Raw genomic sequence first — 23,392 nt, 5'->3', positions numbered from 1 at the left:
TGAGATGACCAATCGAGAAGTTGATCAGCCTTACCCTAAAAATAGTCATTCAAGCAGTCGGTACCCAAAAATAGAAAAAGGATTGAGAAGACAATGAAGACATACCAAGGAAAGATGTTAAGCCAAAGTGAAAAGCCCGTTGCGATTATCGTTTCGGACTTTAATACCGCGATTACGGAACCCCTAGTAACCGGCGCGGTAACACAATTGCGGCAACAGGGATTAACGGAAGACGAAATGGTGGTGGTCCATGTGCCCGGTGCTTTGGAAATTCCAGCCGTGGCACAAAAGTTGGTTGATAGTGAACGCTTTTCGGGACTGATTTGCCTTGGTGCCGTGATTCAGGGAGAAACCGACCACTACCAGGTGGTCGTGAACCAAACAGTCAGTCAGATAGCTAACCTTGCCAGAGTCAGCCCGATTCCGGTAGTCAATGGTGTCCTAACCACTAATACTTTTGACCAGGCGGTACAGCGGTCGGGTGGTAAGGCCGGCAATAAGGGCTTTGAGGTAGCTGGTTCACTGCTACTTATGCGGTCATTGTACGAACAGTTGGCGATGCTGTAAGTCGGGCCGCGAACCGTTGCTACTAATGCGGTTGTTGTATGAACAGTTGGCGACGCTGTAAGTTGGGTCGAACTACTGTGACTAATGGCGGTCATTGTACAAACAGTTGGCGACGTTATAAGTTGGACCGAGCTGTGCTGCTTATGAGGTCATTATACGAGTATTTGACGACTCTTGAGCCAGGACAATCCGTAAGCAGCTGGTAACTTTCTAATTTCTTAGGCAATGGCGTTCTGCCATTGCCTTTTTCTATGAAAAAATGTGAAAATAGCCGTGGATAGTGGCGCAAGGGGAAGTATATTTTGTATAATAGAGGATACGAACGCCTGTTCTCTTTGGGCGATTTGATGCAAAGAAAGTGGAAGGAAGACGATGCTTAGTTTTATTCATGCCGGGGATGTTCACCTGGGCAATCCCTTTACCGGGTTGAGCCAACACCTGAGCCCGGACTTTCAAAAAAATGTTCAATTGGCGACCTTTACGGCGCTGGATCGCTTAGTTGAATTTGCGGTTGATCAAGAGGTCGACTTGGTCTTATTTCCGGGTGATTTATACCACGGTTCCGATAATTCGCCACTGATTCAGGAGCGCTTAACGAAGGCTTTGACCCAATTGGATCAGGCCGGCATTTGGTCCGCTATTTCCTTTGGAAACCACGATTTTCAGCAAGGACAGCAGGTTCATCCGACCTGGCCAGACCGAGTTTTGGTTTTTGGCCCGGAAGTTGAAACAAAGACGATTACGACAAAATCAGGAGCGAAGGTCGCCATTTCAGCCTTTTCTTATACGGACCGGCAACACCGCCAGTCGGCTTTGCCAGATTTTCCGGTTAAGCAGGCGGGGGTTGATTATCACTTGGGGATGTACCACGGCGTCGTTGGCCAGGATGGCGAGAACTATGCAGCCTTTTCACTACCAGACATGGTGGCAAAGGGTTATGATTACTGGGCTCTCGGCCACATTCACGTCCGTCAAATTCTCCACCGTAACCCTGTAGTTGCCTATTCTGGGAACCTTCAGGGCCTCAACCGCAATGAAGATGGCGAAAAGGGCTTTTTCCTGGTTTCCGACCAGGACGGCCAGGGTCTAGTACCGGAATTTTATCCGGTTGCCCCCGTTTTGTGGCAGCGGGTTCAAATTCAAAATTGTCCTGATTTGGCAACATTGCAGGGCCAGTTAAATGCTTACCACTGGGAACAGCCAACTCTGGTGATACTTGAATTAACGGGGCAGGTTGGTCCGGATATTGAGGAGGCTGCACGCTTTGGCACCTTGCTGGAAAGTCTGCAGGCTAGCCGGAAAAGTAACAGTGACTATTGGCCAGTGAAAGCCCAGATTGTCACAACGGCTGCTAACCCAAAGCGCCCAGCGTTGCCCGCTGATGTTGATTTGCAGGCGGCCATTCATCAGGTGGTCCAAGCAGACAGCGTTGGTCAGTGGCTTTCAGACCAGGCGCCAACGTTTATCAGAGATTATTTTTATTCAGAAGAGGGCCAGGCCGACTTAGCCGACCGCCTTTACCAGGACTTAGTGGAAGGAGGCCAGGATGAAGATTAAAACGATTCATATTTCTGGTTTTGGCCGCTGGTCGGATTTAACACTGACAGATTTAGCCGACTTTCAGGCCTTTTTTGGTCAAAACGAAGCCGGGAAATCGACCCTCAAGGCCTTTATCTTGGGTGTTTTATTTGGTTACAAGGCCCGAGCTAGCCAAAAATACGAGCCCCGGTCTGGTGCGGCCTATGGTGGCTACCTCGACTTAGAAATCAGCCAGGGGACCTACCGCATTCAACGGATGAACCGAACGCAGTCGGAGTTAACGATTGTTAACTTGGCAGACGGTCAGGCCTTGGCAGATGGCGAAGAATTCTTAACTCAACTATTTGGGCCGCTTAGTCGAATAGATTATGAGCAGATTTTTGCCTTCGATGCTAAGGACCTGCAACTGGTCAACCAGTTAACAGGCCCTGATTTGGAAAAGCACCTGTTGACCTACACGCAACCGCGGGCGTCGAAGTGGCTGGCCTGGGCAACCGACCAACAAAAAGATGGTAGTCAGCTCTTTGCCAAACAAAAAACGGGGAAGCGTCCGCTTAACTTAGCCAGCCAGGCCTACCAACAACGGCAGGAAAGTCGCTTCGATCAAGCGCAATCGCTAAACCAGTACCTTGAAAAGGGCAACCAGGTGGAAGACTTGCAGAAAAAAATTGCGGGTCAAGACCAACAATTGGCAACGATCAAGGAGCAGCTAACAGCGGCTCAGGATTTGTTGTCCTATTGGGACCTTTATCAAGAAGCGTTGGCATTGGAGGCCACGGGAGCCGATGGTGGTCAGCAGGTCAACCGTCCCCAACAAAAAATCAGCACCGCGGACCAGGACAAGTTACAGCAACTAGCCCTGCAACTTGACTGGCTTAACCAACAGCTAGCGGAGGCGAATGAGCGGCGGGCGAAACTCAAAGATGGTCAACTGGCCAACCTCAACCAGGCCGAAATTGTGGCTGTACTCCAGGAACTGACCGAAACGAGCCAGGCCCTCAAAGGGCTACTTGGCCAAATCCATAGTGCCAACCAGCAGGTTGAAAAGTTCAACCAGCAATTCCAGGGTCAGGCACCAGAACCGCTTGATACCGCTGATTTCCGCCTCCTGCAGGAACGCAACTACTGGTTGGGTGGAGCAGTGGCCAGTGTGGTTCTGTTAGTTGGCGCCTTTGCCTTAGGGCTGGGCCTTCCAGTTGCGGGACTGCTGGCCGTCACCATGGTGGCCACGGGTTATTTGGCCAAGCGCCACCATGACCGAGTCGCCGAAGTGATGGCTCCCTTTGCGCCATGGGATAAGGAAACGATTGTAGCGGGCCAGTATGATGCCATGTTGGCCCAAGATGCTAAAAAACGATCACGTGACCTCGGTCGCCAGGTTCAGACATTAGCTGACCAAATCAGTCAACGCCTGAACCAGATTGATGCCAAGCGCTTTGCCCACCTGCAAGAATCAATGGGGGACAATTACCAGGAGCTTCTGGCCGCAGTGGACCAGGCTGGTCAATTGTACGGTTTGGATCCGGCTGCTGGCTTAAAGCGTCGGGTCGAAAAGGACCATGCGGCAGACCTGGAGCACCAGCTTTATCAGGAACGAGACCAGGTTCAGACCCAGTTACAAAAAATTTTGCAGGACAACGGTTTGGCCTCACTTGACCAGTTGTCCGCTGCCTTGGCCAAGCAAAATGACCGGGCTAAGAACGACCAGCGCTTGGCTGATTTATACCAACAGATTGGTGCAGACCGCCGCAAACAGTTGGTCAAATATCGAAATCGGCCTGCATTAGAAAAGGCAGTGGCTGATTTGGCGGAGGAGCAAAAGGGCCTCGAATTTGCTAAGGAACAGGCGACCAAGCAGGTCCAAGCCTTGCAAGTTGACCAGGCCGCCATGGTTTCCGAAAGCCAGTTCCAGGATTTGACCCAGGAAGTGGCCAATCAGGAGGCACGCTTAACTGAGGACTTTGGTCGATATCTAGAGAAGTCGCTCTTGCCAGCCTTGATTCAAAACATTTTTAACGGCCAGGATCAGGACTTAAGTACTCGGGTCCAAGACCAGGCGGGAACGTACCTTCACCGCTTGACCCTAGGGCACTACCAAAAAATGCAAATTACCGAGAAGCAGGTGCAGGTCTTTGACCGAGACAACCAATCCTTTACCTTGGCTGAATTGTCGACCGGGGCAGCGGACCAGGCCTATTTGGCCGTTCGCTTGGCCTTGATTACAAGCTTACAGCTAACAGAAAATCTGCCAATCCTAGTTGATGACGCCTTTGTGAATTTTGATGAGAACCGTCAGGCTGAAGTGCTATCCTTATTAGAGGACCTGGCACGTGACCGGCAAGTCCTGTTCTGGACCTTTACCAGTCAGAAAGCAGCCGACCAGGAGATTAATTTAGGAGAGATAAATGGCTAAGTTATTACTGCAGTACCATGAAAATGACACGGTTGACGCCTTTGCCTTGTTAAAGAAGGCCGACGTTCGCCAAACCAAAACCGGCAAGGATTACCTGGCTTTGACCTTTTCGGATAGGTCAGGTGATATTCCCGGAAACCTCTGGGATGTGACCAAAGAGGGCATTGACCAGTTTCAGGCTGGTCGAGTCGTTAAGGTTACCGGTACCCGGTCAGCCTTTAAGGGTAGCCCACAAATTCAAATCAGTCAACTCCGCTTGACTGAAGACGGTGAGCCTAGCTCAGCGGCAGATTTTATCAAAAGTGCCCCCGTTAAGAAGGCTGATTTGGAATCGGAACTAACGGATACCATCTTTAAAATTACCCAACCAACATGGAACCGCTTGGTCCGCCAGTTGTTCAAGAAGTTCCACGATGACTTCATGGAATTTCCGGCTGCTAAGACCAATCACCACGCCTTTGCTCGGGGTTTGGCCTTCCATAGCCTATCAATTGCACGCTTGGCGGATAAGGTCAGCGACCTTTACCCTCAGTTAAATAAGGATTTGTTGCTGGCCGGTGCACTGCTGCACGACTTGGGTAAGGTGATTGAACTTTCGGGTCCAGCCTCAACGGAGTACACTCGGGCCGGTAAGTTGATTGGTCATATCACTTTGATTGACGAGCAACTAGTGTTGGCAGCTAATGAGCTCAAAATGGATTTGAACCAGGAAGATGTTCTGATTTTACGGCATGTTGTGCTGGCTCATCACGGGCTTCTGGAGTACGGATCACCCGTTCGCCCTCAGATGATGGAAGCCGAAATTCTTCATCAGCTGGATGAGATGGACGCCTCAATTCAAATGATGACGGGCGCCATGGAACAAACCGAACCTGGCGAGTTCTCAAAGCGAATTTTCGCTATGGATAATCGAGCATTCTACCGTCCGGAGAGCGTTCAAAGGGCAGCCAGTCCGACGGATGATGACTTGCCACCACTGCCGCCGGAAGACCCGGAAGCAGGTTCGCCAATCGACCCAACGGCGCTGTTTTAAACCCAAAAAGGTGGCGCGGCCTTAAGCAAAGCTCAATAAAATGGGGGCTAAACCAATTCTCGATAAAAGGGCTTAATTCGGGACTGCGAATACCTAGGCTAACCTAAAGCCCATCCACAATTCAACCACATCAAAAAAGAGGATTCCGATTGGAATCCTCTTTTCTTTTTTTAATTGTTACTGATTGATTAAACGCCAGCGGTTAAGTAACCTGACAAAGAGTTCTTCAAATCAGAATCCTTGATGCTAACATCATCCTTACGGAGAATCTTACCAACAATCTTTTGAATTTCAGTTGCGTTGTTTGAATCGCTCAAGAAGTCGTTAGTCAACTTATCCTTCAACTTCTGCTCAACCTTGCTTTCGGCTGGCTTACTTGCCATCTTGTCAGTGCGGACAACATAGTAGTTTGAACCAGATGAAGGCTTAACAGGTGATGATGAGTAAGAACCTGCATCCTGGTTAAAGGCGGCCTTACGGATTTCAGAATCAACAGTAGTATTTGTTGAATCGAAGGCAGGCAACTGACCGGACTTGTTAACTTGTGTATTCTTTGATGAATATTGCTTGTAAACGTCATCCCATGAAGTACCGTTGTTCAAGGCATCGATGGCCTGTTGAGCGGTATCTTGGTCCTTTGCCGTAATCAAAGAAATCGTCGTCTCAGGGACGTAGTTGTTATAGGCGTCGTTCAACTTATCCTTTGAAATCTTGTAGTTAGCCTTAACTGCTGCATTCATCACAAGCTTTTCGCGCAGTGATTCTTTGTACTGAGTGTCCGTCAACCCTGACTGAGTCAACATAGTAGCAAATGAATCACCATATTGAGCCTTAGCTGTTGTGTAAGCGTTGGTTACGTCTGATTTTGAAACTTGTGATCCGTAATGCTTTTCCAAGACCTTATCAATCACCATTTGGGCGAAGACTTGCTTACCAGCAGACGAGGATTTTACCTTGTCGTAGTATTCTTCTTGGGTGATTTTACCGGCATCGGTCGTGGCCAATGTCTTCGAAGTGGACAAACCGAGGTAGGCAACGCCAGCAACAAAGACGATGACGATGAATCCCCAGATAACTTTGCGGTGCATAAAATTAGTTTCCTTCCGAGTTGAAATAATTGATACAAAGACTATTCTATCACAGTTTTGAATCGTTCGACTGCGTTGCCTTCATTTTTTCTTGAACTTCCTTGATTCGATCGAGGTGAACTTGGTTTTCATATTGGGTACGCTTGGCTGCCCGTTGTAATTCTGCCAAATCAGCTTGGTTTGCCTCGAGCGCTTGCGTTAAGACGGTGACTTGCTTTTTTGCCCGCTGACTGAGGCGCAAAATCGTCTTGAATTCCGTGATGGTTGCTTTTACTCGTGCAAATGCCATGGCTTACTCCAATTCTTTCTTAATATTTTGAGCGAGTTCCTCGTAACGGCTTTCGTCGTACTGGTCAGAATTGTCAATCGTTGGTGCTAGGGCGTCGTTTAAACCGTCACCATCGCGACGAGGAATCAGGTGCCAGTGAGAATGAATGACGGTTTGACCAGCTGAGGGACCATTGTTGGATGAGATATTGATACCGGTAATGGTTTTGTCGGCAGACTTGATGGCGCGAGCCAAGACCGGCAACTTCAACAAAACCTTTTGAGCGATGTCATCATCGTAGGCGAAGATGTCATCGACGTGCTTTTTGGGAATTAAGAGCGTGTGACCAGGGGTAACCTGGGAAATATCCAAAAAGGCGAGTAAGTCGTCGTCTTCATAGACTTTATAAGAAGGAATTTCTCCTGCGATGATTTTGTCAAAGATATCTGCCATAATGGCCTCCTTTTTCCTGTATTGCTTTATTTTCTATTATAGCAAAATTCAGGCAAAACAACCGTTCTCAGACTAGAACCTGGTATAATAATGGCTATGGGACTATCAATTACAAAATTATATGGTGGCTATGCTGGCCAAGATGTCTTAAAAGACGTTTCCATCACGGTACCTGATGGGCAAATTGTCGCGTTAATCGGCTTAAATGGAGCCGGAAAGTCGACTACCTTCAAACATATTATTGGGGAACGACCAATTCGAGCAGGAAAGGTGGTTTTGAACGAGGTGGACCTCGTCCAGAATCCAACTGCCTTTAAGGAGCAGTTGGCCTATATTCCAGAACAGCCAATCCTTTATGACGAGTTGACCCTGGCGGAACATATCCATCTCATGTTGGCCAGTCATGGCCTTGACGACCAGGCACATTGGCACCAGGCGATGACCTTGTTGGCAACGTTCCGCTTGGATGACAAGTTGCACTGGTTGCCTAAGCACTTTTCCAAGGGCATGCAGCAAAAGGTGATGTTAGTGGCGGCTTTCAGTCTCGAAGCGCCATTAATGGTTATCGATGAGCCATTCCTCGGTCTGGATGTTTTGGCCCAAAAGGCCTTAGTGCAACTGATGGAAGACCGAACCAAGGCGGGTGGCGCAATCCTTTTGACGACACATTTGCTGTCCTCGGCGGCAGCCTTTGTTGATCAATTTGTCTGGCTGGACCAGGGCGAGGTTCGCGAGCAGGCAAGCCCCGAAGAATTGGCGGCCGAGCACCAGCTAACTTTAACCGAAATGGATGAACTCTTTTCATGACGGCTGACAGTAAGAAACTTGACTTAAACCGGCTCTACAAGGACCGGTCAGCGGCTACGAATCGGCAAAATCAGCGTTACCTTCGCCTGCTGTTTAACGATCATTTTGTCGTCTTTCTTCTTATTGTAATAGGGGCGGCCATCTTGGCCTTTCAATCATTAGCTAAGAAGTCCCTGGAAACGCCAATTGCTTTTTTACCATCCTATTGGCAGATGGGTCTGATTTTCTGGTTGGTTTTGGGTCAGCAGTTTGGTTCCTTTGTGACTTACCTCAACTCGGCCGACCGGGTCTTTCTCTCGGCTAGTGATGATTTCCTAACGAAGACCTACCTCAACCAGGCTTGGCGTCGTTCCTTCATCTTGGCTACCGGTTGGCAGATTGCTTTTCTTGGTCTTGCCTGGCCAGTGATGAATATCATCGGTCTCGGCAATCCTGTTGATTGGTCGCTATCCTTGCTCACTCTAGTGGCAAGTAAGGCCTTTATGCTCGTTCAGGCCCTTGACCGCCATGAACGGGGGAATACCTGGACTGGATTTGACCAAACGAGAGCAAGCTGGTTAATTCGCCTTGCCATGCCGTTTGTTTTGGTCTTGGCGATTGTTTTGCTACCTGATCCATGGCGACTTTGGATTTTGTCGGGACTAACGGTGATTCTAGCAGCGGTTGCAGTGACTTGGTTCTTGCAACACCAAAAGGCGCAGCGTGCGATTGATTGGCATGTCGCTTTGACAACGAGTCAGCGGCACAGTCAGGCGGTCTGGCAGTTTTACGGTCTCTTTGCCCAGGTACCCAATCAGGGTGCCGTGGTCAAACGACGGGCCTACCTGGACAACTTGCTTGGCCGGTTCTCCTTTCAAAAGGAGCCGATGCGCCGGTTGTTCTGGATTAAGCTCCTGCGCGGTGGAGACGAGCTCGTCTTAGTTCTTCGCCTGGTTGTGGTTGGGCTGATTTTACTGGTGGCCTTGCCCAAGGATAGTTATTACCTACAGGCGGCGGGGATGGCGGTGTTGGTCTACTTGATTAACTTCCAGTTACTGCCGGTCTTTGAAAAGACGCGGGCGGTGCTGTGGTCACGGTTAGCCTTCGCGGATAAAAATCAGCAAGAAAAAACCTTCTTGGTTGTCTTAGCCGAAATTACTAGTACCGTGATTGGCTTGACCTTCTTGATGATGTTGTTGATAGCGGGTCCTGCGGCTGCCCTAGCTGTTTTGGCAGGCGGCTTACTTTTAGCCTTTGTTCTTTATGGACTTTGGCTTCCAAAAACTTTACACAAAAAGAATTAAAAGGAAATACTTATGCATTTACGTTCAAAACCATGGGCCAAACCTTGGCTTGAAGCTCACACTGATTTGGTCATTGACCAGGAACACGCACAAAAGTTGCGCGGCCACTGGAAAGAAATTTTTGACCAAGACCAACCAATTCACGTTGAAATCGGTTCCGGAAAGGGTCAGTTCATTATGGAAATGGCCAAGAAGAACCCGCATATCAACTATATTGGGATGGAAATTCAAGAAACGGCCGTGGCGATTGCTGCCCGCAAGTCTTTTGAGGCTGTTGGTATTTTGCCAAACCTGCGTTACCTTTACGGTAATGGTTCAGGAGTGGAAACTTATTTTGAGAAGGGCGAAATCCAAAAGATTTACCTGAACTTCTCTGATCCATGGCCAAAGTCACGACACGAAAGCCGTCGTTTGACTTATAAGACTTTCTTGTCTTCTTACCGAGCAGTTTTGCCAGAGGGCGGGGAAGTCGAATTCAAGACTGATAACCGCCATCTGTTCGAGTATTCTTTGGTTTCCTTCATGGACTTTGGAATGCGCTGGACGCCAGAAGACTATACCTTGGACTTGCATGCTGATGCTGACAAGGTTGAAGGCAACGTTGAAACGGAGTATGAACAGAAGTTCATGGCTTTGGGCCAACCAATCTACAAGGTGAAGGCTCACTTTTAAAGACAATAAAAAAACGACCGAGAGGTCGTTTTTTTATTGTCTTGAGAATGTTTGGGCGGGGAATGGATAGGTTTGGAGCCAGTAACGCCTGACGGCAAAATAAAAAATCCTCTTATCAACTTTGACTGGGAAGCGCAACAATGCGACCAATCAATTTGCTGGTAAGAGGATTTTTCTGTGGGGATGTTTCCTTTTAAAGGAAGTTTCTGGTGTTACGGAAACCATCGATTGCAAGCTTGGCCGAAAGTTGGTCAGGGAAGCGCTGGACGTGGAGGTTAACGATGTCGGAATTAGCAAACAGCTCGACTCGCTGAACAAGGTAGTGAGGGGTGTCAACGCCGGTTGTTAGCGAAACGATGTCACCGCGACGGGGAGTGATGGGTAGTTGAACGTCAGTTTCGACGCGGGCTGAGGCCATAATAAAGTTGTATTGAACCATGGGCAATTTCCTTTCACGAATTTGATGGTTGTGTACGAATGATTGATTTCCTACTAATATTTTATTGAAATTTGACCGGAAAGTAAATCAAATTGGCCGAGGCCGAGATGAAATTTTGCTTTTGGCTTAGTTAACCCTTATTGTATACCTTCGACTTATAAATGCAACAATTGTTTGCCTTTGATTGATAAGATTGCTTAGTTTTTAACAGTGTGGTTTTTATTAGAAAATAATTGTATAATCGACACCAGTACGACACATTATTCTAAAATACTGTTGCGTACCTTTTGTTGCGAACCGGATTGGTGAAAGTTAACACGAGTGTGGTTAAGTTTAGAATCAGAGGGGGACAATTAAACAATGAGTAATACCAAAAAAATTATTGGACTGGCAGCCGCGACGGCTGCTCTGGCAGGAGTTGCTGCTTCAAATACGACAGCACATGCCGATGACACCACCCAAGGGACGTCAGCTGCTAGCTCCGGTCAGACAGGAACATCGACGCAAACAAAGGCGCAGGCGCAGGCTGCTGTTGATACCCAGCAAAAAGTGGTGGACTCTGACCAGCAAGCTGTTGATTCCCAACAGGCTACTGTGAATAGTGCCCAACAGAATTTGACCAGCACCACGGCTGCCACAGCAACTGCCAATTCCGCTTTGGCGACGGCTAAGCAGGGAAGTCTTACCTCTAATCAGCAATCACAGGTTGCAACCGATAACCAATCTCTTGCAACAGCTAAGGCAAGCCTGGCACAAAATCAGTCAGCCTTGACACCGGCACAGCAGACGTTGCAAACGAATGCCCAGACTGTAACTGATTTGCAAAACAAATTGGCTAACACACCAAAGACTGTTGATGGTACAAGCGTAGCAACACCCACGGCTGATGATGGTGGCATAAGTAAAGGTGAGACGAATGGTACGATTAATTCGCAACAACAATTGCCATTGACATTGGTTAAGCCGGCTAATGTGGACCAAACAGCGAACAATGATAGTTTTTATGGTTGGTATACTGTCGGAGATGGTGACACATCAGCTAAGTTTGACGTGACTAATCAGGAACAATTGCAAGAATTACGTCAGTATGCGATGACCATTGTTAATTCTGGTCGTGCATCATTTGGGGTCAATCCGGTTAGTTCTTATGCACAGTTGGATACCAACATGCAGAAGAAAACGCAATTGCGTTACCAAGACCCAAAGGTAAAAAGTGGCTATCCCCACTATATGAATATTGATTATTTGAAGGGGATTGGTTTTATACCAAGCACTTATTCACAGGACTTTAGCACTTCTGGGGACTCAAGCCAAAATCCAACAACCATGTTACAGGCAAAGGTTTGGATTTTAAATGTTATTACCGCCATGGTTTATCAAGACGGATCCAACCAATGGGGTCATCGCGATTCCTTGATGGGTATTACAGATGATTTGAAGCCAACAGCTGAATCGGCTAACCAGGGTATTGCGATTAATTTCAGTTTAAGCCCAATTAATGGTCAGGTTGAACAACTATACGATGTTTATGCTATCAATAGTGCTTCGCAACAGGCTTTGCTTGGACAGCAGACCAAGTCTGCTAATGATTCAACGGTTGATCCTTCAATTTATACTGCTTCATCGACAAGTTCGACTAGCACGCCATCAACAAGTGCGGCCGCTACCTCAGCCGTTACGACGGATAGTGTCGATGAAACGGAGGAGCTCGGTGCCAGCGAGGTTGCTGATACATCAACACAGGTGACAAATCCAACTTATACTGATTTGCAAAACCAAATTATCTTGGCCCAACAGGCGAAGGCTAATGTGCAGACAACTGTTGATAATTTGAACAGCACGATTGCTAGTCTTAACCAGCAAATTTCTGATTTACAAAATAAAATTAATTCTGAAAGTAATGGTACAGCTGATACGGCGGATGTTGCTGCTAAGCAAAAGGATTTGGAAACTGCTCAGGCAAATCAGGCTCAGGCACAGTCAACGTTGGATGCCGCTCAAAGTAAGTTGACTGATCTGCAAAAGCAGTTGAGCACTGATACTGATGATTTGAAGTCGAAGCAGGCATTGCTGTCGCAGATTGAAGCGATTGATAATACCTCAGCGACCGGCGGAAGCACGAGCGGTGGAACGTCAACAAGCGGTGAATCTACGAACAGTGGCACGTCAACAACAGGTGGCACGACGAATGGTGGTACATCTACGACCGGTGGATCCACGAATAGTGGAACTTCAACTACTAGTGGCAATACAACTAGCGGAGCGTCAACCACAGGCGGCACCACGAATAGCGGTTCGTCAACGACCGGTGAATCCACGAACAGTGGAATTTCAACTACTGGCAGCTCAACGAGCGCTAATGCTGCAGTACCAGCAACTGCTGTTTTGAATAATGGCATGGCGAGTGAAACGCCAGTTTCATCGATTGCTTCGACAACTGGAACGAATGGCGGAATCACAGCAACGCCAGTAGCAACAACTCGCGTTGAAAAGAACAGTTCGGTCTTGCCGGCTACTGGTCAGCGTAATCGTGGCAATCAAGGAATTTTAGCACTTGCATTTGCTGGTATTTTGGCAATCTTCGGGGTAACTAGCAAGAAAACCCGCGAATAAAAATAACAAGTTCTTCATTGTTTTTAACTGAAGCCAAAGGTTTTTAGAACCTTTGGCTTTTTTATGTCTAAAAAATGTCGGATGAAATCAGAATTGTGATTTTAAAGAGAATATCATGTCGAATGAAAGCTATTCAGAAATATATTGATTATAAAGAAATGTTATCACAATAATTATATCGTTTCGTGATATAATTGTAACAATAAAGGTGATTAGTTGCTACTGATGGCGTTTCATAACGTTTTGTTTGAAGTGTCAATCAGTTAAAGACACTGACAAATTTAAGCAGGTTCAAAAATTAATTCAATCATAAAAAGGGGAGTAGGGCAATGAATGTAAAAGCGGTAGTAGGAACAATTGCAGGTTTAGCAGCGGTGACGGTGATTGATGTAATTGCCTTTTACCTCATTGCCGTCTTGTTGATGCACAATATGGATCAAATTTTAGCTGTCTGGGGGATGATGACTAAAATTGCGTTTTTGCATCAGTTTTAATTAATGAATACACGTAAGTATAAGTAACATCATTATTTGTTATAGTGAATGGCTACTCGCTAGTTTTAATAGCAATGCTTGCTGAACCTTGTTTACGAGCAGTAATATTTATTTTTTTAATAAAAGGCGTTTGCTTTCTTTCACGAAAGCAAACGCCTTTTGGTTTGTCTTATATTAGCAGTTATCAACGTGGATCGACCAATATGTTAAATGCACCGAGAGGACGTATTTGATATTTTGATACAAATGCCTGTCTAAAGCTATTGTGTTTGAAAACGTTGATTTAAAGGCGTTTGTAAGGTCTTTTTTTTAACACGTTCAAATGTGTTAAACACGCGTTAAGCTATTATTTTCACTCGAAAGTCGTGCAAAAGTCGTGCAGTGTTAATGCGACGATTAAAGAATGTTTAACTTATCCAATGCCTTTAAATTTTCTTCGTTTCGTTTTTCTTCGAGAAGGTGAGCATAAATGCCGAGAGTGATATTTGTGTTAGCGTGTCCCAAACGTTCACTAACGTATTGAACCGAAATATCATTAGCCAGTAGGTAACTAGCATGTGTGTGACGCAACCCGTGGAATGTGATTTGCTTTGAATTATCTTTTTCCAGGTAATTTTTTAGCGTGTGATTGCAAGAAGCGCTTGTAGCAGGATAACCGTTTATCCCTTGAAAAACGAACTGATCACCGAACTCCCATTTATTGAATAAGTCTACTAAATCGTCAGGCATCGATATTGTTCGGACTGATGATTTTGTTTTTGTCGGCTTAAATTCGTGACTAACTTGGTCCCACGTCTCCACAATGCTAATTGTTTTGTTGGTTAGATCAACGTTTTCTGGCCTTAATCCAGCTATTTCAGCGTATCTCATGCCAGTTAAGCAGGCAGTGATTATCATGTGCGCAGAAACCGAATTGCTTTGTTTAGCACGCTGTATCAGCTTTTGAAATTCATCGTTTTCAAGAAACTTCATATCAGCCTTTTTGCTTTCAACTTTACCAGTATTGTAAACGTTTCGAGTGAAATCACGAGTTGTATAGCCTTCGTCAAGGGCATACCGACCAAATTCAGATATAATGTTATTCACTCGCTTGGTGGAAACTTTAACATGTGTCTGACCATATTTATTGAGCAACTGTTGGAAGTCTGACGAACGAATATCTGACACTAATTTATCAGGCCACTCTTTTTCAACCAACTTCAGCACGGTATTGAACCATAGTTTTGTCGCACGGGCGATTTTTGGTTCTTTGAAGATTGCGTACCACTTTTTCATCTCGGTAATGAACAGCTTGTTTGATTTGCTGAAATTACCTATTGATTTTTCATACTCAACTTTTGCAACCCATTCGTTTGCTTCTGATTTAGTTGCAAAACCGTTTTTCTGTTTGGTTTTACGTTGACCATCAACGTTTAAAAGAACGGAAGCGGTCCAAGTCTTCGCTCCTTTTCGTTTAAAAATACTCGCCATAATGTTTCCTTTCCAAAAATAGGTACAAATAAAAAGGCCAGGGGCCTTAAATTACTTATGGTCAGAATCAGATACTTCTGATTCGTCTGTTATATCAACACGTCCATTAGACTTTTGTTCTTTGATTTTCTTTATTGCTAAATAGAAACAGTAACCAGATAGCGCAAATGAGGCAAACATAATAAACACCCAACTAAAGATGAAAGAAAGAATGGATACTATAACCCAAATGATAATCAACCATGGCAAGAATACCGTTAAAGATTTCCACGTAAACCAGATACTGATGATGAATAGTGCAATTAAACCAATTAATATCATTATTTGTCTCCTAACTTTCTTTCTAATCTATCTAACTGTTCAGTGATTTCATTCAACTTCTGATTTAGTTCATCTTTTGATTTATCAGCTTGTTCTTGTGTAAAAAACGAAGTCACTGTACTGGTAATTGTACCAATTAATCCAATGCCTACGAACATTAGTACAATAGCTATACCACGTCCTATTGCAGAAGTGGGGGATATATCACCATACCCAACTGTCGTAGCTGTTACAATCGACCACCACAGTGCGTTGCCATAACTAATGTTTTCGGCTAACGAATACACTCCAGCAGATATTAATATCAAAACAATGGCAAAAGTCATTAAGTAAATGAAACCATTCGTATTGATGAATTTCACTAGGTTACGTTTAAAACGCCCAGCAAATCCAACGATTCTTACAAAGCGTAATAGTTTCAGCAATCGAACGGTTCGAGCTATTCGGAACATCGAGAAGACGGAATCAAAGGGAATGATTGCCAATAAATCAAAGATATTTGATTTGAAAAATTGCCATTTGTTATCAGCTTTAGTAAATCGAGCGATGTAATCTATCCAAAAGAATATAAGAATAAACTTATCAATTAGAAAGTAAGGTTCTTTGGTAATTGATATTAATCCACCTATATCCAAACAAGCCAAAGCAACAGAAACAACGGCGAACGTGAAGACTGTTGCGTAATATAATTTTTTCATTTTTATACCTGCTGGATATATTCAGCTTCTACATATTCAGACAGCCACGATGGAATCTTATAAAACTCCATGAACGCTTGAACACTTGACGGCCGTTTAATTTCCATCAGCATATCGATAGCGTGCTTGTGCATCTCATATTCTTCGCCACGTTGGAAGTAGGGACTGAATTGATACACGGCGTCAGGTAAATTATTACCATACATAATATGACTTAATTCATGAGCCAATCGAAAGGCATAACTAGACTTTTTATAAGCAGGATTCATGAGTACCAATTTATTGTTACTCATGGAAGAATCTGGCGTGTCTTTTTCAAGGCTATCAACATCAAAAATAGTAATTTCATTTTGTCTTGCTATCTTTTCGAGTTCTTCTAAAATCTCTTCCACTTATTTTTCCTTTTTCTGACTCATAATGTAGCGTGCGTAATCGAGTAGCTTTTCACGTTCTTCATCAGGTATGGGCTTACCATCAAATGCCATGATCAATGTATCATCATCAATATCGGTAGTTTTATCTTTTGAGTCGTAACTATTCATTTGATTAGTACGACCTAATAGGTAGTCGGTAGATACGTTTAATACGTCGGCTACTTTTTGCAAAATAGCAACGCTTGGTTCTCTATTTTTCCAAGCATAAATTGAATTTTCGCCGATGTTTGCTTTTAAAGCAACTTCTTTCAGCGATAATCCACGTGATTTTGAAACTTCTTTTACTCTATCAAGTAGCATAATACTGGGTATTCTCCTTGTTTTTACAAGAAAATTACTCAAAACAGTAGTTTTTATATTGACAATTACTCGATTGGGTAATATACTTTTTCTTGTAAGTTAATTACGCAAACAAAAAACAGTTAAAACTTAAGTGTCTTGGCGGGCTAAATAAGTGATAGCTATGTTGTTTTGTGTTGCTTTATACTGCAATTTTAGTACTCAATCGAGTAAAAGTAAAGTAAAACTTACAAACATTTGTTACTGAAAGGAGGAATAAGAGAATGTCAGTAAAAGAAGCAAAGCGAATTCTTGAAGAAGAACGTTTTAAGTTTCAATTTCATCTAAAGATGAAAGGAATCAAGCAAGCCCAGTTGGCAAAAGTTGTTGATTCGTCACCATCTTACGTACGACAGTTGTTGAGTGGTAATGCCAGTGGTCCGGCGGCTCATGACAACTTGCAAAAGTTGTTCGACTTCACTGGATACGAAGGCGAAAACTGGTTTTAAGAAAGGAATTTAATAAATGAATCAAATCATCAAAATTAAAACAAACGAACAGGGCGAGGTAAGTGTCAGCGCTCGTGAGTTGTATCAGGCACTGGAAGTAAAGAAGCGGTTTAGTGCTTGGTTTGACGCAAATTCCAAGCAATTGATTGAAAATGAAGATTTTACAGGTGTACCTGGAGGTACACCCGTTAATGGCGGTAATGGCAATATTCAATACCTTCAAGACTACTCACTAACAGTTGACGCCGCTAAGCAAATTGCAATGATGTCCGGAACTGACAAGGGACGTGAAATTCGCCTGTACTTCATCGAAGTGGAAAAGCAATGGAACAGCCCAGAACTAATGTTGTCGCGGTCATTACAGTACGCCAATTCAAAATTGATTAATTATGAATCACAGATTGCAGAATTGACACCTAAGGCAGAACTGAACGATGTCTTTATCGAAACGGGTGAGGCCATTGGTGTTCGTGAAGCGGCTAAAGAAATGAACGTTAAGCAAAACGAGTTCATCGACAACTTGCTGAATAACAAGTATCTCTACCGTTCAGCAGGAAGTCACGGGAAGTTGCAACCATACAAGAAATATGTTCCTAAGTTCTTCGTGTTGAAGAGCGGTTCTGTAAATGGTGTTGAATATACGCCACAAGTTTTGATCACGCCATACGGTCGTCAGTTCTTCTATAAGAAGTTTTACGCTCCAGACCAAATGGAAATGTCGGTATAAAAATTACAGAAGACTAAAAAGGAGTCAAGAGTATGTATGAACGATTTAAGCCAGATAGGGAATACACACAGCAACAGATAAAGGACGAACTTGAAATTAAGTCAAACGATACTTTCCGTAAAAATTACAAGAAAAAGAAAGGATTTCCGAAACCAATACACGGTGGTAAGACCCATCCTGTCTGGGACGGATTAGCACTTCGTAATTATTTCTTCAAGTTATCAAACCGTTACGCATAAGAAAGGACAAACCATGACACTAATGCAGTTCAACGACTTATTGATGCTAGTGATTGGCACGAGTGTGACAGCACTGTCAATCATGGCATACAAATACTACAAGCGAGCACCGTTGTTCGATGCCTATGACGTTGAGAACGATATTACCAATGACATTGTTCACCAGGGCAAGCGACTTGCCAAACGAGATTTAAAGCGAACAAAAAAAGCCCGCTTAGCAGAGCGAGCTTAGGCATAAATTATCGGGAAATAATTTTATGTCTCTATTATAGCACGAGACCATCGCTGATGGTTGGAAAGAAAGCAGAGAGACAATATGGCAACACAAATTGATAAAGTTAGAGATTTTATTCGTGAAAATCCTACTGCTGACAATAAGACTATCAGCGAAAAAACTGGCGTAAATATTGATTCGGTAAAGGCTTATATTAGCCGTGATTTAAAACAAGGTCGACTAACAAGACTTGAAAATATCGACGAAGAAACTAATCAAACAGTTCGCTTCTTAGACTATGGCGAGTTCATGACAAATCGTGAAGCGATTAGGGACGCTAAGGACTACAAGAAGAAGATTTACCGTCAGATGGCACAAATGATATATGAGGCAGCAGAACGTGGGGAAGATGTCGACAACCTAGTTAAGGCGTCTCGGGAAATCCGTAACACGCTAGAAAGGATTAAATAATGCCTAACATTGAGAATCACATGGTCACTGATCAAGACGAGTTCAACAAACGAGGGATTGGCTATATCGACCAGTCATCTGTGTATTGTGATGAAGAGGTGGACGATGAAACGATTAGCTGAATTACGAAAGGAAAAGGGTGTGTCGCAAAAATACGTTGGCGATTTTCTAGGAATAACTGGACAAGCTGTTCAACGTTATGAGGCTGGGGATACCGAACCTAATATTAACAAGCTCAAAAAGATGGCTACTTACTTCAACGTATCAATTGATTACTTAGTGGGGTACAGCGATGAACGGTAATAGGTTGAAACAATTAAGAAAAAAACGTGGCTTAACACTCAAACAGGTTTCTAAAGAAGTTGGATTTAGTGGAGACCGACTTGGCAAATACGAACGCAATGAGCGAGAACCCAATATTACTACATGGGAAGCGCTCGCCAAGTTCTTTAAAGTGACACCGCAGTATCTAGTGGGGTGGACAGATGAACCGCATTAAACAGTTGAGGTTAGAAAGAAAAGAGACATTAGACTTTCTTTCCAACAAGACAGGAATTAACAGGTCAACACTAAATAGATACGAAAACAATAAAAGTGAACCAAAACTCGCAACATGGCGAAAGCTAATGGAATACTTTGATGTTTCATTCGAATATCTAGTCGGATGGACTGACGAAAGGTGAAGAATGAATAGAATTAAATATTTTCGAAAACAAGTCTATTTAACTCAAGAGGAACTAGCTAAAAAAAGTGGTGTATCCCTGGCTTCTATATCAGCTTATGAACGGGGTATTCGAAATCCTAAAATTGAAAATCTAAGAAAGTTAGCTAATGTTCTTAGAACACAACCTTTATTTTTGGAGGATAGCAATGAAGCCTGAACAACGTTTACAATCACAAATCACGACTTATCTTCATCGACACGATTACTTCGTTAACAAGACGCAAGCGGGTCCTGGTACTGACATTGGAACGCCAGACATCATCACGATTGATAAACATGGCAAGTTCTTAGGACTTGAAATTAAGCGACCAGACGGACAAGGAACGGTATCAGCCGAACAGAAAGCGGTTGGTGCACAAATCAAGCGAAATGGCGGACTCTGGTACGTGGTTGATAGCTTCACTAAGTTTTTGGAGGTTATCGATGATGTCGAACAACTCTTTTAGCCTTTATGAAGCACAAGCCAAACAAGTTGCTAAGTCACAACCAAATTACTACTACGTCATGAAAATGGGAACAGGTAAGACCGTTGTTGGCTTGTCCCACGTGATAAAACATTTCCCATTGTCGGACGTGATTGTGATTGCACCACGGCAGGTTGTCAAAGCTAAGTCGTGGGAGAAAGACGCCGAACTAGTTGGATTTAAGAACGGCATGCAGGTTATCACGACTGATGGTGTTAAGAAGCTGAACAACGCAGACGTGCAAAACAAGGTACTAATTATTGATGAAGCCCATAAGTTTAAGAACACGTCAGGACGTTCTGAAAAGTTAAGAATGTTGATTAAATGCTGTGCAGGTTTTGTCTTCCTATCAGGTACACCAACGAACGGGAAACTAGACGATTTGGAAATGTACGCGCTGTACTTTGGCCACGTTCCGACTAAGAAACAGTTCAGAGATTTATATAAAGTTGCAGAACACCCAGGTTGGTCTAAGTTTCCAATTTGGAAAGTTGGTAAGAATACCGAAAACCTGACGAAGTGGTTTAAGTCCATCACGTCTGACGTTGTCACGCTTGATGATATTACAGAACTGCCAGATGTGACGGAGCATGTTATCAGCTTCAAACCAGACCGTGAGTACAAGAAGACCAAAATGTCTTACAAAAAAGACGACAAAGTTATCTTCGCTAATCCAACTGCTCGACGTATCTATCAACGCCAAAATCAAAATAATAAAGCCAAACTCGATTGGCTGGATAGTGTTAAAGAGTCATACGGCGATGAGAAGACACTTATCTTCTACACCTATGATAACGAACTGCAACTATTAGACGAGGCGTTGAAAGATTTCAAGGTTGGCCACGTTAACGGCCATGAGTATGACAGCCAGGGTGATTTCATCTTGATCCAAACAACGGCTGGTTCGGGGATGACATTAAACGAATACAAACACGCCATTTGGTGGTCATTGCCTGATAGCTTTATCGATTTTGACCAGTCGAAATATCGGAACTATCGAATTGGACAAGATAGCAAAATTACACGAGATTACTTAGTCGTACACGGAACGATTGACGACGCTATCTGGAACTCGCTTGAGATGAAAGAAAGCTTCAATTCAGAAATGTTCGAGGATTAGATATGAGAATGAGCGAATTGCAAAAATGGTTAATTGACGTGGGCGACAAAGTCGTTCGACTGGCGTTCACATCAAAAGACCAAAAACAGCCAGAATCAGAACACATTGTTATCAATGGTGGTATTTACAAAATCACGATTGAAAAATTATAAGAAAGAGGAAACAAATGTTGAATGATATTTTCTGTTCACTTTGTTTTGCTCATGACGCACCGAAATTAGTTGTTAAACACAAAAATAATCAAACAATTGTTGAAGAACGTTGCCGTTGGTGCAACCACAAAATCGATGAAAGGGTTGTAAATGGACAAGATTCATATGAGCCCCACAAGGGCTTTCAAGTTTAGAAAAAACCCACTGCGTGCTTACCAAGATTATATTGGCGAGCATCCATGGTGGGAAGGAAGTAAGGACGCACTATTGTTTGGAACAATCGTCCACAACGTTGCTGAAGGTCGTGACAAGACACAAGATATATCGGACGAAGACAAAGGCCTGCTAATCAGTAAGGCAGGCAAAACGAAAGGGCAATTTAAAAAAGCCTACACAGATGCCGAAGTCATCGGTAGTCGTGTACATGAATACGTTGAACGATTTGGAAAAGCTGATTTTGAAGTTGAAATCAACGAAGAAACCGAAACGGGTCAAGGCGTGCGATTCACTGCTACTGGTCGAGCTGACATGCTAACGAAAAACGCAGTGTTTGATTTCAAGACGGTAGCACCTATGGACTTCGATGGCTTTATTGAGTATGGGTCATTTCGTGACAATCGACAAGAAGAGTACAAAAAGCAAATCGCTTACTATGCCTTCATGTTCGACAGAAAAGAAGCCCACCTCTTGTATATCAAGAAGGACCCAGACAAGCCGTTCATCTACGACTACAAGATGGACCACGATGAGATTTTACGATATGCAAACGAGATGGCAGATGAGATTGAACAGGCAGTACATTATGTTGACTGTCCAGATAATCTCGAAGCAATCAACGATGGAAGCCAATGGGCTTATGAACAGTTTGGGGGTGTGATTAATGCTTAAGCAAGCTAGAGCAGTAAGTTTTGAAGAAACAACAAGAGATGTTCCTTATTCTTCATACTCAACTAACAGAAAAGGGAACATCGATAAGTATCTAGATGAAGGATATATTGTCGTTTCATCTCATGTTGTCGGGAAATGGATCGAATACATCGTTCAAAAGGAGATAGAAGATGACTGATTACATTTATTTAACTCGTGAACAAAAACTAATTACTGAACAAGCAGTATCACTTGATGATTTACACATAAAGCTATTTCGACTAGGTCACAATCCGGAAATTGAACCAGAATTATTTAACCGATTGACAAAGGCATACAAGAATCAAGAATTGATTCGAGTGAAATTGCAGGAAGGGGAATATTGATGATTAAGGTATCAAAATTTCAAGAAATTAAGTTACAAAAGCCTGACCCACAAGCCATTGTGGTATACGGAGAGCCCATGGCTGGGAAGACGACATTTGCCGGCAAGTCTAACAGGCCACTCTTTCTATCATTTGATGGAAACGCCGACAATGCTGGTTATAACGCCGTTCGTCCTAAGTCTTATCAAGATGTGATGGACGTGATTGAACAAGCGCCAGAAGCTGGCTACAAAACACTCGTGATTGATACGGCAGAAGATATGGCCAACATGTTGGAATTGGAAGTTTTGGAAAAGCACAACGCCAGTTCGCTCAAAGAAGCTGGTGATTATGGTGCGGGATTTGGAGAGTTTAACAAAGCATTTAGCAATATCATCAACGCACTTACCACTTCTGATTTGACTGTTTATTATCTCTTGCGGGCCAACATGGATGATGAAGAAGGGTTAGTTATCGTGCTTAAGCCAAAGTTGTTCAACATTATTGGCGGTTATTCAGACGCACTTATCGAGATCAACAACAAGCACGAAGCTAAGTGGAAGAAGCGTCGTTATGAATGGGACGACGGTAAGTTGCCTGCACCACTTAACACAGTGATTGACAAGAACAAGAAATCAGCACAAGCCCTTGAATCAATGGGACTTTAAT

Annotated in this window: 35 protein-coding genes; 26 read left to right on the top strand and 9 right to left on the bottom strand. The window is 43.9% G+C overall.

Going from position 1 to position 23,392, the window contains the following annotated elements; all coding sequences use genetic code 11:
* The first annotated feature begins 93 nt into the window (after nucleotides 1–93).
* The 4 genes from ribH to FT12353_RS01290 all read left to right on the top strand — a co-directional run bounded on the left by ribH (nucleotide 94) and on the right by FT12353_RS01290 (nucleotide 5,552).
* Nucleotides 94–567, top strand: a complete 474-nt coding sequence (gene ribH / locus FT12353_RS01305) for a 6,7-dimethyl-8-ribityllumazine synthase (RefSeq protein ID WP_203617373.1) — start codon at nucleotides 94–96, stop codon at nucleotides 565–567.
* A 372-nt stretch (nucleotides 568–939) separates the two neighbouring features.
* The gene (locus FT12353_RS01300; protein ID WP_203617370.1) at nucleotides 940–2,124 is read left to right on the top strand and encodes a metallophosphoesterase family protein; all 1,185 of its coding nucleotides are present in this window, start codon (nucleotides 940–942) and stop codon (nucleotides 2,122–2,124) included.
* Complete coding sequence (locus FT12353_RS01295; RefSeq protein ID WP_203617367.1) at nucleotides 2,114–4,519, top strand: AAA family ATPase; 2,406 nt, start codon at nucleotides 2,114–2,116, stop codon at nucleotides 4,517–4,519. Before FT12353_RS01300 ends, FT12353_RS01295 begins: the two co-directional genes overlap by 11 nt.
* Nucleotides 4,512–5,552 (top strand): 3'-5' exoribonuclease YhaM family protein, encoded by a 1,041-nt coding sequence (locus tag FT12353_RS01290; protein WP_203617364.1) that lies wholly within the window; start codon nucleotides 4,512–4,514, stop codon nucleotides 5,550–5,552. Before FT12353_RS01295 ends, FT12353_RS01290 begins: the two co-directional genes overlap by 8 nt.
* Nucleotides 5,553–5,740: 188 nt before the next feature.
* Here the strand turns inward: FT12353_RS01290 and FT12353_RS01285 are convergent, their stop codons facing one another.
* The 3 genes from FT12353_RS01285 to FT12353_RS01275 are packed head-to-tail and all read right to left on the bottom strand — an operon-like array spanning nucleotide 5,741 to nucleotide 7,361.
* Entirely contained in the window at nucleotides 5,741–6,640 is a 900-nt protein-coding gene (locus tag FT12353_RS01285) for a peptidylprolyl isomerase (RefSeq protein WP_059393442.1), read from the bottom strand.
* A gap of 49 nt (nucleotides 6,641–6,689) precedes the next feature.
* On the bottom strand, nucleotides 6,690–6,929 hold the full coding sequence (locus FT12353_RS01280) for a hypothetical protein (protein WP_059393441.1): 240 nt from the start codon (nucleotides 6,927–6,929) through the stop codon (nucleotides 6,690–6,692).
* A gap of 3 nt (nucleotides 6,930–6,932) precedes the next feature.
* Nucleotides 6,933–7,361: an HIT family protein gene (locus FT12353_RS01275; RefSeq protein WP_203617362.1), complete on the bottom strand. Its 429-nt coding sequence runs from the start codon at nucleotides 7,359–7,361 to the stop codon at nucleotides 6,933–6,935.
* A 96-nt stretch (nucleotides 7,362–7,457) separates the two neighbouring features.
* Here FT12353_RS01275 and FT12353_RS01270 point away from each other — a divergent pair, with 96 nt between their 5' ends.
* From FT12353_RS01270 to trmB, 3 genes are read left to right on the top strand one after another with little or no spacing between them, the layout of a single operon-like run.
* The gene (locus FT12353_RS01270; protein WP_203617833.1) at nucleotides 7,458–8,168 is read left to right on the top strand and encodes an ABC transporter ATP-binding protein; all 711 of its coding nucleotides are present in this window, start codon (nucleotides 7,458–7,460) and stop codon (nucleotides 8,166–8,168) included.
* The gene (locus FT12353_RS01265) at nucleotides 8,165–9,451 is read left to right on the top strand and encodes an ABC transporter permease (protein ID WP_203617360.1); all 1,287 of its coding nucleotides are present in this window, start codon (nucleotides 8,165–8,167) and stop codon (nucleotides 9,449–9,451) included. Before FT12353_RS01270 ends, FT12353_RS01265 begins: the two co-directional genes overlap by 4 nt.
* A gap of 12 nt (nucleotides 9,452–9,463) precedes the next feature.
* Nucleotides 9,464–10,123 (top strand): tRNA (guanosine(46)-N7)-methyltransferase TrmB, encoded by a 660-nt coding sequence (trmB, locus tag FT12353_RS01260; RefSeq protein WP_203617358.1) that lies wholly within the window; start codon nucleotides 9,464–9,466, stop codon nucleotides 10,121–10,123.
* Between the two features lie 193 nt (nucleotides 10,124–10,316).
* Here the strand turns inward: trmB and FT12353_RS01255 are convergent, their stop codons facing one another.
* The gene (locus FT12353_RS01255; RefSeq protein WP_373299296.1) at nucleotides 10,317–10,568 is read right to left on the bottom strand and encodes a hypothetical protein; all 252 of its coding nucleotides are present in this window, start codon (nucleotides 10,566–10,568) and stop codon (nucleotides 10,317–10,319) included.
* Nucleotides 10,569–10,922: 354 nt separating this feature from the next.
* Between FT12353_RS01255 and FT12353_RS01250 the strand changes: the two genes are divergently transcribed.
* Nucleotides 10,923–13,175 (top strand): hypothetical protein, encoded by a 2,253-nt coding sequence (locus tag FT12353_RS01250; RefSeq protein ID WP_203617357.1) that lies wholly within the window; start codon nucleotides 10,923–10,925, stop codon nucleotides 13,173–13,175.
* 329 nt (nucleotides 13,176–13,504) lie between these two features.
* Entirely contained in the window at nucleotides 13,505–13,669 is a 165-nt protein-coding gene (locus FT12353_RS01245) for a hypothetical protein (protein WP_158531858.1), read from the top strand.
* A gap of 396 nt (nucleotides 13,670–14,065) precedes the next feature.
* Here the strand turns inward: FT12353_RS01245 and FT12353_RS01240 are convergent, their stop codons facing one another.
* The 5 genes from FT12353_RS01240 to FT12353_RS01220 are packed head-to-tail and all read right to left on the bottom strand — an operon-like array spanning nucleotide 14,066 to nucleotide 16,892.
* The gene (locus tag FT12353_RS01240) at nucleotides 14,066–15,139 is read right to left on the bottom strand and encodes a site-specific integrase (protein ID WP_203617355.1); all 1,074 of its coding nucleotides are present in this window, start codon (nucleotides 15,137–15,139) and stop codon (nucleotides 14,066–14,068) included.
* Between the two features lie 51 nt (nucleotides 15,140–15,190).
* Nucleotides 15,191–15,460: a hypothetical protein gene (locus FT12353_RS01235; protein ID WP_203617353.1), complete on the bottom strand. Its 270-nt coding sequence runs from the start codon at nucleotides 15,458–15,460 to the stop codon at nucleotides 15,191–15,193.
* Nucleotides 15,460–16,158 carry an ion transporter gene (locus tag FT12353_RS01230; protein WP_203617351.1) on the bottom strand — a complete coding sequence of 233 codons (699 nt, stop codon included), beginning with the start codon at nucleotides 16,156–16,158 and terminating at the stop codon, nucleotides 15,460–15,462. The genes FT12353_RS01235 and FT12353_RS01230 overlap by 1 nt, the downstream gene beginning before the upstream one ends.
* Before the next feature lie 2 nt (nucleotides 16,159–16,160).
* Nucleotides 16,161–16,550: an ImmA/IrrE family metallo-endopeptidase gene (locus tag FT12353_RS01225; RefSeq protein WP_203617348.1), complete on the bottom strand. Its 390-nt coding sequence runs from the start codon at nucleotides 16,548–16,550 to the stop codon at nucleotides 16,161–16,163.
* Nucleotides 16,551–16,892 carry a helix-turn-helix domain-containing protein gene (locus FT12353_RS01220; protein WP_308438115.1) on the bottom strand — a complete coding sequence of 114 codons (342 nt, stop codon included), beginning with the start codon at nucleotides 16,890–16,892 and terminating at the stop codon, nucleotides 16,551–16,553.
* A 263-nt stretch (nucleotides 16,893–17,155) separates the two neighbouring features.
* Here FT12353_RS01220 and FT12353_RS01215 point away from each other — a divergent pair, with 263 nt between their 5' ends.
* From FT12353_RS01215 to FT12353_RS01140, 17 genes are all read left to right on the top strand, one after another.
* Entirely contained in the window at nucleotides 17,156–17,380 is a 225-nt protein-coding gene (locus FT12353_RS01215) for a helix-turn-helix domain-containing protein (protein WP_203617333.1), read from the top strand.
* 16 nt (nucleotides 17,381–17,396) lie between these two features.
* Nucleotides 17,397–18,107 (top strand): phage antirepressor KilAC domain-containing protein, encoded by a 711-nt coding sequence (locus FT12353_RS01210; protein WP_203617304.1) that lies wholly within the window; start codon nucleotides 17,397–17,399, stop codon nucleotides 18,105–18,107.
* Between the two features lie 32 nt (nucleotides 18,108–18,139).
* On the top strand, nucleotides 18,140–18,346 hold the full coding sequence (locus FT12353_RS01205) for a hypothetical protein (protein WP_203617288.1): 207 nt from the start codon (nucleotides 18,140–18,142) through the stop codon (nucleotides 18,344–18,346).
* A gap of 13 nt (nucleotides 18,347–18,359) precedes the next feature.
* Nucleotides 18,360–18,578 carry a hypothetical protein gene (locus tag FT12353_RS01200; protein WP_203617285.1) on the top strand — a complete coding sequence of 73 codons (219 nt, stop codon included), beginning with the start codon at nucleotides 18,360–18,362 and terminating at the stop codon, nucleotides 18,576–18,578.
* Nucleotides 18,579–18,662: 84 nt separating this feature from the next.
* Entirely contained in the window at nucleotides 18,663–19,031 is a 369-nt protein-coding gene (locus FT12353_RS01195; RefSeq protein WP_203617282.1) for a hypothetical protein, read from the top strand.
* Nucleotides 19,031–19,153 carry a hypothetical protein gene (locus FT12353_RS08560; RefSeq protein WP_275403529.1) on the top strand — a complete coding sequence of 41 codons (123 nt, stop codon included), beginning with the start codon at nucleotides 19,031–19,033 and terminating at the stop codon, nucleotides 19,151–19,153. Before FT12353_RS01195 ends, FT12353_RS08560 begins: the two co-directional genes overlap by 1 nt.
* A complete protein-coding gene (locus FT12353_RS01190; RefSeq protein WP_203617279.1) occupies nucleotides 19,137–19,334 on the top strand; it encodes a helix-turn-helix domain-containing protein in 198 nt (65 codons plus the stop codon). The genes FT12353_RS08560 and FT12353_RS01190 overlap by 17 nt, the downstream gene beginning before the upstream one ends.
* Nucleotides 19,324–19,530, top strand: a complete 207-nt coding sequence (locus tag FT12353_RS01185) for a helix-turn-helix domain-containing protein (RefSeq protein WP_203617276.1) — start codon at nucleotides 19,324–19,326, stop codon at nucleotides 19,528–19,530. Before FT12353_RS01190 ends, FT12353_RS01185 begins: the two co-directional genes overlap by 11 nt.
* A complete protein-coding gene (locus FT12353_RS01180) occupies nucleotides 19,517–19,714 on the top strand; it encodes a helix-turn-helix domain-containing protein (RefSeq protein ID WP_203617273.1) in 198 nt (65 codons plus the stop codon). The genes FT12353_RS01185 and FT12353_RS01180 overlap by 14 nt, the downstream gene beginning before the upstream one ends.
* Nucleotides 19,715–19,717: 3 nt before the next feature.
* Nucleotides 19,718–19,912 (top strand): helix-turn-helix domain-containing protein, encoded by a 195-nt coding sequence (locus FT12353_RS01175; RefSeq protein ID WP_203617270.1) that lies wholly within the window; start codon nucleotides 19,718–19,720, stop codon nucleotides 19,910–19,912.
* Nucleotides 19,902–20,201 carry a VRR-NUC domain-containing protein gene (locus tag FT12353_RS01170; RefSeq protein ID WP_203617268.1) on the top strand — a complete coding sequence of 100 codons (300 nt, stop codon included), beginning with the start codon at nucleotides 19,902–19,904 and terminating at the stop codon, nucleotides 20,199–20,201. Before FT12353_RS01175 ends, FT12353_RS01170 begins: the two co-directional genes overlap by 11 nt.
* On the top strand, nucleotides 20,179–21,339 hold the full coding sequence (locus FT12353_RS01165) for a DEAD/DEAH box helicase (protein ID WP_239061151.1): 1,161 nt from the start codon (nucleotides 20,179–20,181) through the stop codon (nucleotides 21,337–21,339). Before FT12353_RS01170 ends, FT12353_RS01165 begins: the two co-directional genes overlap by 23 nt.
* Before the next feature lie 8 nt (nucleotides 21,340–21,347).
* A complete protein-coding gene (locus FT12353_RS01160; protein WP_203617265.1) occupies nucleotides 21,348–21,491 on the top strand; it encodes a hypothetical protein in 144 nt (47 codons plus the stop codon).
* A gap of 150 nt (nucleotides 21,492–21,641) precedes the next feature.
* Nucleotides 21,642–22,379 (top strand): PD-(D/E)XK nuclease family protein, encoded by a 738-nt coding sequence (locus FT12353_RS01155; protein WP_203617262.1) that lies wholly within the window; start codon nucleotides 21,642–21,644, stop codon nucleotides 22,377–22,379.
* Entirely contained in the window at nucleotides 22,372–22,557 is a 186-nt protein-coding gene (locus FT12353_RS01150; protein ID WP_203617259.1) for a hypothetical protein, read from the top strand. The genes FT12353_RS01155 and FT12353_RS01150 overlap by 8 nt, the downstream gene beginning before the upstream one ends.
* On the top strand, nucleotides 22,550–22,744 hold the full coding sequence (locus FT12353_RS01145) for a hypothetical protein (protein ID WP_203617256.1): 195 nt from the start codon (nucleotides 22,550–22,552) through the stop codon (nucleotides 22,742–22,744). The genes FT12353_RS01150 and FT12353_RS01145 overlap by 8 nt, the downstream gene beginning before the upstream one ends.
* A complete protein-coding gene (locus FT12353_RS01140; protein ID WP_203617253.1) occupies nucleotides 22,744–23,391 on the top strand; it encodes an AAA family ATPase in 648 nt (215 codons plus the stop codon). Before FT12353_RS01145 ends, FT12353_RS01140 begins: the two co-directional genes overlap by 1 nt.
* Nucleotide 23,392: the final 1 nt, after the last annotated feature.

Source organism: Fructobacillus tropaeoli, from assembly GCF_016860625.1.
In the GTDB taxonomy this organism is placed as follows: Bacteria; Bacillota; Bacilli; order Lactobacillales; family Lactobacillaceae; genus Fructobacillus; species Fructobacillus tropaeoli.
This window is presented reverse-complemented; position numbering and strand designations above follow the sequence as displayed.

What these genes read in the sequence shown, in the direction of transcription:
- ribH (WP_203617373.1), top strand. Translation starts at nt 94, where the DNA reads ATGAAGACATACCAAGGAAAGATGTTAAGCCAAAGTGAAAAGCCCGTT.
- FT12353_RS01300 (WP_203617370.1), top strand. Translation starts at nt 940, where the DNA reads ATGCTTAGTTTTATTCATGCCGGGGATGTTCACCTGGGCAATCCCTTT.
- FT12353_RS01295 (WP_203617367.1), top strand. Translation starts at nt 2,114, where the DNA reads ATGAAGATTAAAACGATTCATATTTCTGGTTTTGGCCGCTGGTCGGAT.
- FT12353_RS01290 (WP_203617364.1), top strand. Translation starts at nt 4,512, where the DNA reads ATGGCTAAGTTATTACTGCAGTACCATGAAAATGACACGGTTGACGCC.
- FT12353_RS01285 (WP_059393442.1), bottom strand. Translation starts at nt 6,640, where the DNA reads ATGCACCGCAAAGTTATCTGGGGATTCATCGTCATCGTCTTTGTTGCT.
- FT12353_RS01280 (WP_059393441.1), bottom strand. Translation starts at nt 6,929, where the DNA reads ATGGCATTTGCACGAGTAAAAGCAACCATCACGGAATTCAAGACGATT.
- FT12353_RS01275 (WP_203617362.1), bottom strand. Translation starts at nt 7,361, where the DNA reads ATGGCAGATATCTTTGACAAAATCATCGCAGGAGAAATTCCTTCTTAT.
- FT12353_RS01270 (WP_203617833.1), top strand. Translation starts at nt 7,458, where the DNA reads ATGGGACTATCAATTACAAAATTATATGGTGGCTATGCTGGCCAAGAT.
- FT12353_RS01265 (WP_203617360.1), top strand. Translation starts at nt 8,165, where the DNA reads ATGACGGCTGACAGTAAGAAACTTGACTTAAACCGGCTCTACAAGGAC.
- trmB (WP_203617358.1), top strand. Translation starts at nt 9,464, where the DNA reads ATGCATTTACGTTCAAAACCATGGGCCAAACCTTGGCTTGAAGCTCAC.
- FT12353_RS01250 (WP_203617357.1), top strand. Translation starts at nt 10,923, where the DNA reads ATGAGTAATACCAAAAAAATTATTGGACTGGCAGCCGCGACGGCTGCT.
- FT12353_RS01245 (WP_158531858.1), top strand. Translation starts at nt 13,505, where the DNA reads ATGAATGTAAAAGCGGTAGTAGGAACAATTGCAGGTTTAGCAGCGGTG.
- FT12353_RS01240 (WP_203617355.1), bottom strand. Translation starts at nt 15,139, where the DNA reads ATGGCGAGTATTTTTAAACGAAAAGGAGCGAAGACTTGGACCGCTTCC.
- FT12353_RS01235 (WP_203617353.1), bottom strand. Translation starts at nt 15,460, where the DNA reads ATGATATTAATTGGTTTAATTGCACTATTCATCATCAGTATCTGGTTT.
- FT12353_RS01230 (WP_203617351.1), bottom strand. Translation starts at nt 16,158, where the DNA reads ATGAAAAAATTATATTACGCAACAGTCTTCACGTTCGCCGTTGTTTCT.
- FT12353_RS01220 (WP_308438115.1), bottom strand. Translation starts at nt 16,892, where the DNA reads ATGCTACTTGATAGAGTAAAAGAAGTTTCAAAATCACGTGGATTATCG.
- FT12353_RS01215 (WP_203617333.1), top strand. Translation starts at nt 17,156, where the DNA reads ATGTCAGTAAAAGAAGCAAAGCGAATTCTTGAAGAAGAACGTTTTAAG.
- FT12353_RS01210 (WP_203617304.1), top strand. Translation starts at nt 17,397, where the DNA reads ATGAATCAAATCATCAAAATTAAAACAAACGAACAGGGCGAGGTAAGT.
- FT12353_RS01205 (WP_203617288.1), top strand. Translation starts at nt 18,140, where the DNA reads ATGTATGAACGATTTAAGCCAGATAGGGAATACACACAGCAACAGATA.
- FT12353_RS01200 (WP_203617285.1), top strand. Translation starts at nt 18,360, where the DNA reads ATGACACTAATGCAGTTCAACGACTTATTGATGCTAGTGATTGGCACG.
- FT12353_RS01195 (WP_203617282.1), top strand. Translation starts at nt 18,663, where the DNA reads ATGGCAACACAAATTGATAAAGTTAGAGATTTTATTCGTGAAAATCCT.
- FT12353_RS08560 (WP_275403529.1), top strand. Translation starts at nt 19,031, where the DNA reads ATGCCTAACATTGAGAATCACATGGTCACTGATCAAGACGAGTTCAAC.
- FT12353_RS01190 (WP_203617279.1), top strand. Translation starts at nt 19,137, where the DNA reads ATGAAACGATTAGCTGAATTACGAAAGGAAAAGGGTGTGTCGCAAAAA.
- FT12353_RS01185 (WP_203617276.1), top strand. Translation starts at nt 19,324, where the DNA reads ATGAACGGTAATAGGTTGAAACAATTAAGAAAAAAACGTGGCTTAACA.
- FT12353_RS01180 (WP_203617273.1), top strand. Translation starts at nt 19,517, where the DNA reads ATGAACCGCATTAAACAGTTGAGGTTAGAAAGAAAAGAGACATTAGAC.
- FT12353_RS01175 (WP_203617270.1), top strand. Translation starts at nt 19,718, where the DNA reads ATGAATAGAATTAAATATTTTCGAAAACAAGTCTATTTAACTCAAGAG.
- FT12353_RS01170 (WP_203617268.1), top strand. Translation starts at nt 19,902, where the DNA reads ATGAAGCCTGAACAACGTTTACAATCACAAATCACGACTTATCTTCAT.
- FT12353_RS01165 (WP_239061151.1), top strand. Translation starts at nt 20,179, where the DNA reads ATGATGTCGAACAACTCTTTTAGCCTTTATGAAGCACAAGCCAAACAA.
- FT12353_RS01160 (WP_203617265.1), top strand. Translation starts at nt 21,348, where the DNA reads ATGAGCGAATTGCAAAAATGGTTAATTGACGTGGGCGACAAAGTCGTT.
- FT12353_RS01155 (WP_203617262.1), top strand. Translation starts at nt 21,642, where the DNA reads ATGGACAAGATTCATATGAGCCCCACAAGGGCTTTCAAGTTTAGAAAA.
- FT12353_RS01150 (WP_203617259.1), top strand. Translation starts at nt 22,372, where the DNA reads ATGCTTAAGCAAGCTAGAGCAGTAAGTTTTGAAGAAACAACAAGAGAT.
- FT12353_RS01145 (WP_203617256.1), top strand. Translation starts at nt 22,550, where the DNA reads ATGACTGATTACATTTATTTAACTCGTGAACAAAAACTAATTACTGAA.
- FT12353_RS01140 (WP_203617253.1), top strand. Translation starts at nt 22,744, where the DNA reads ATGATTAAGGTATCAAAATTTCAAGAAATTAAGTTACAAAAGCCTGAC.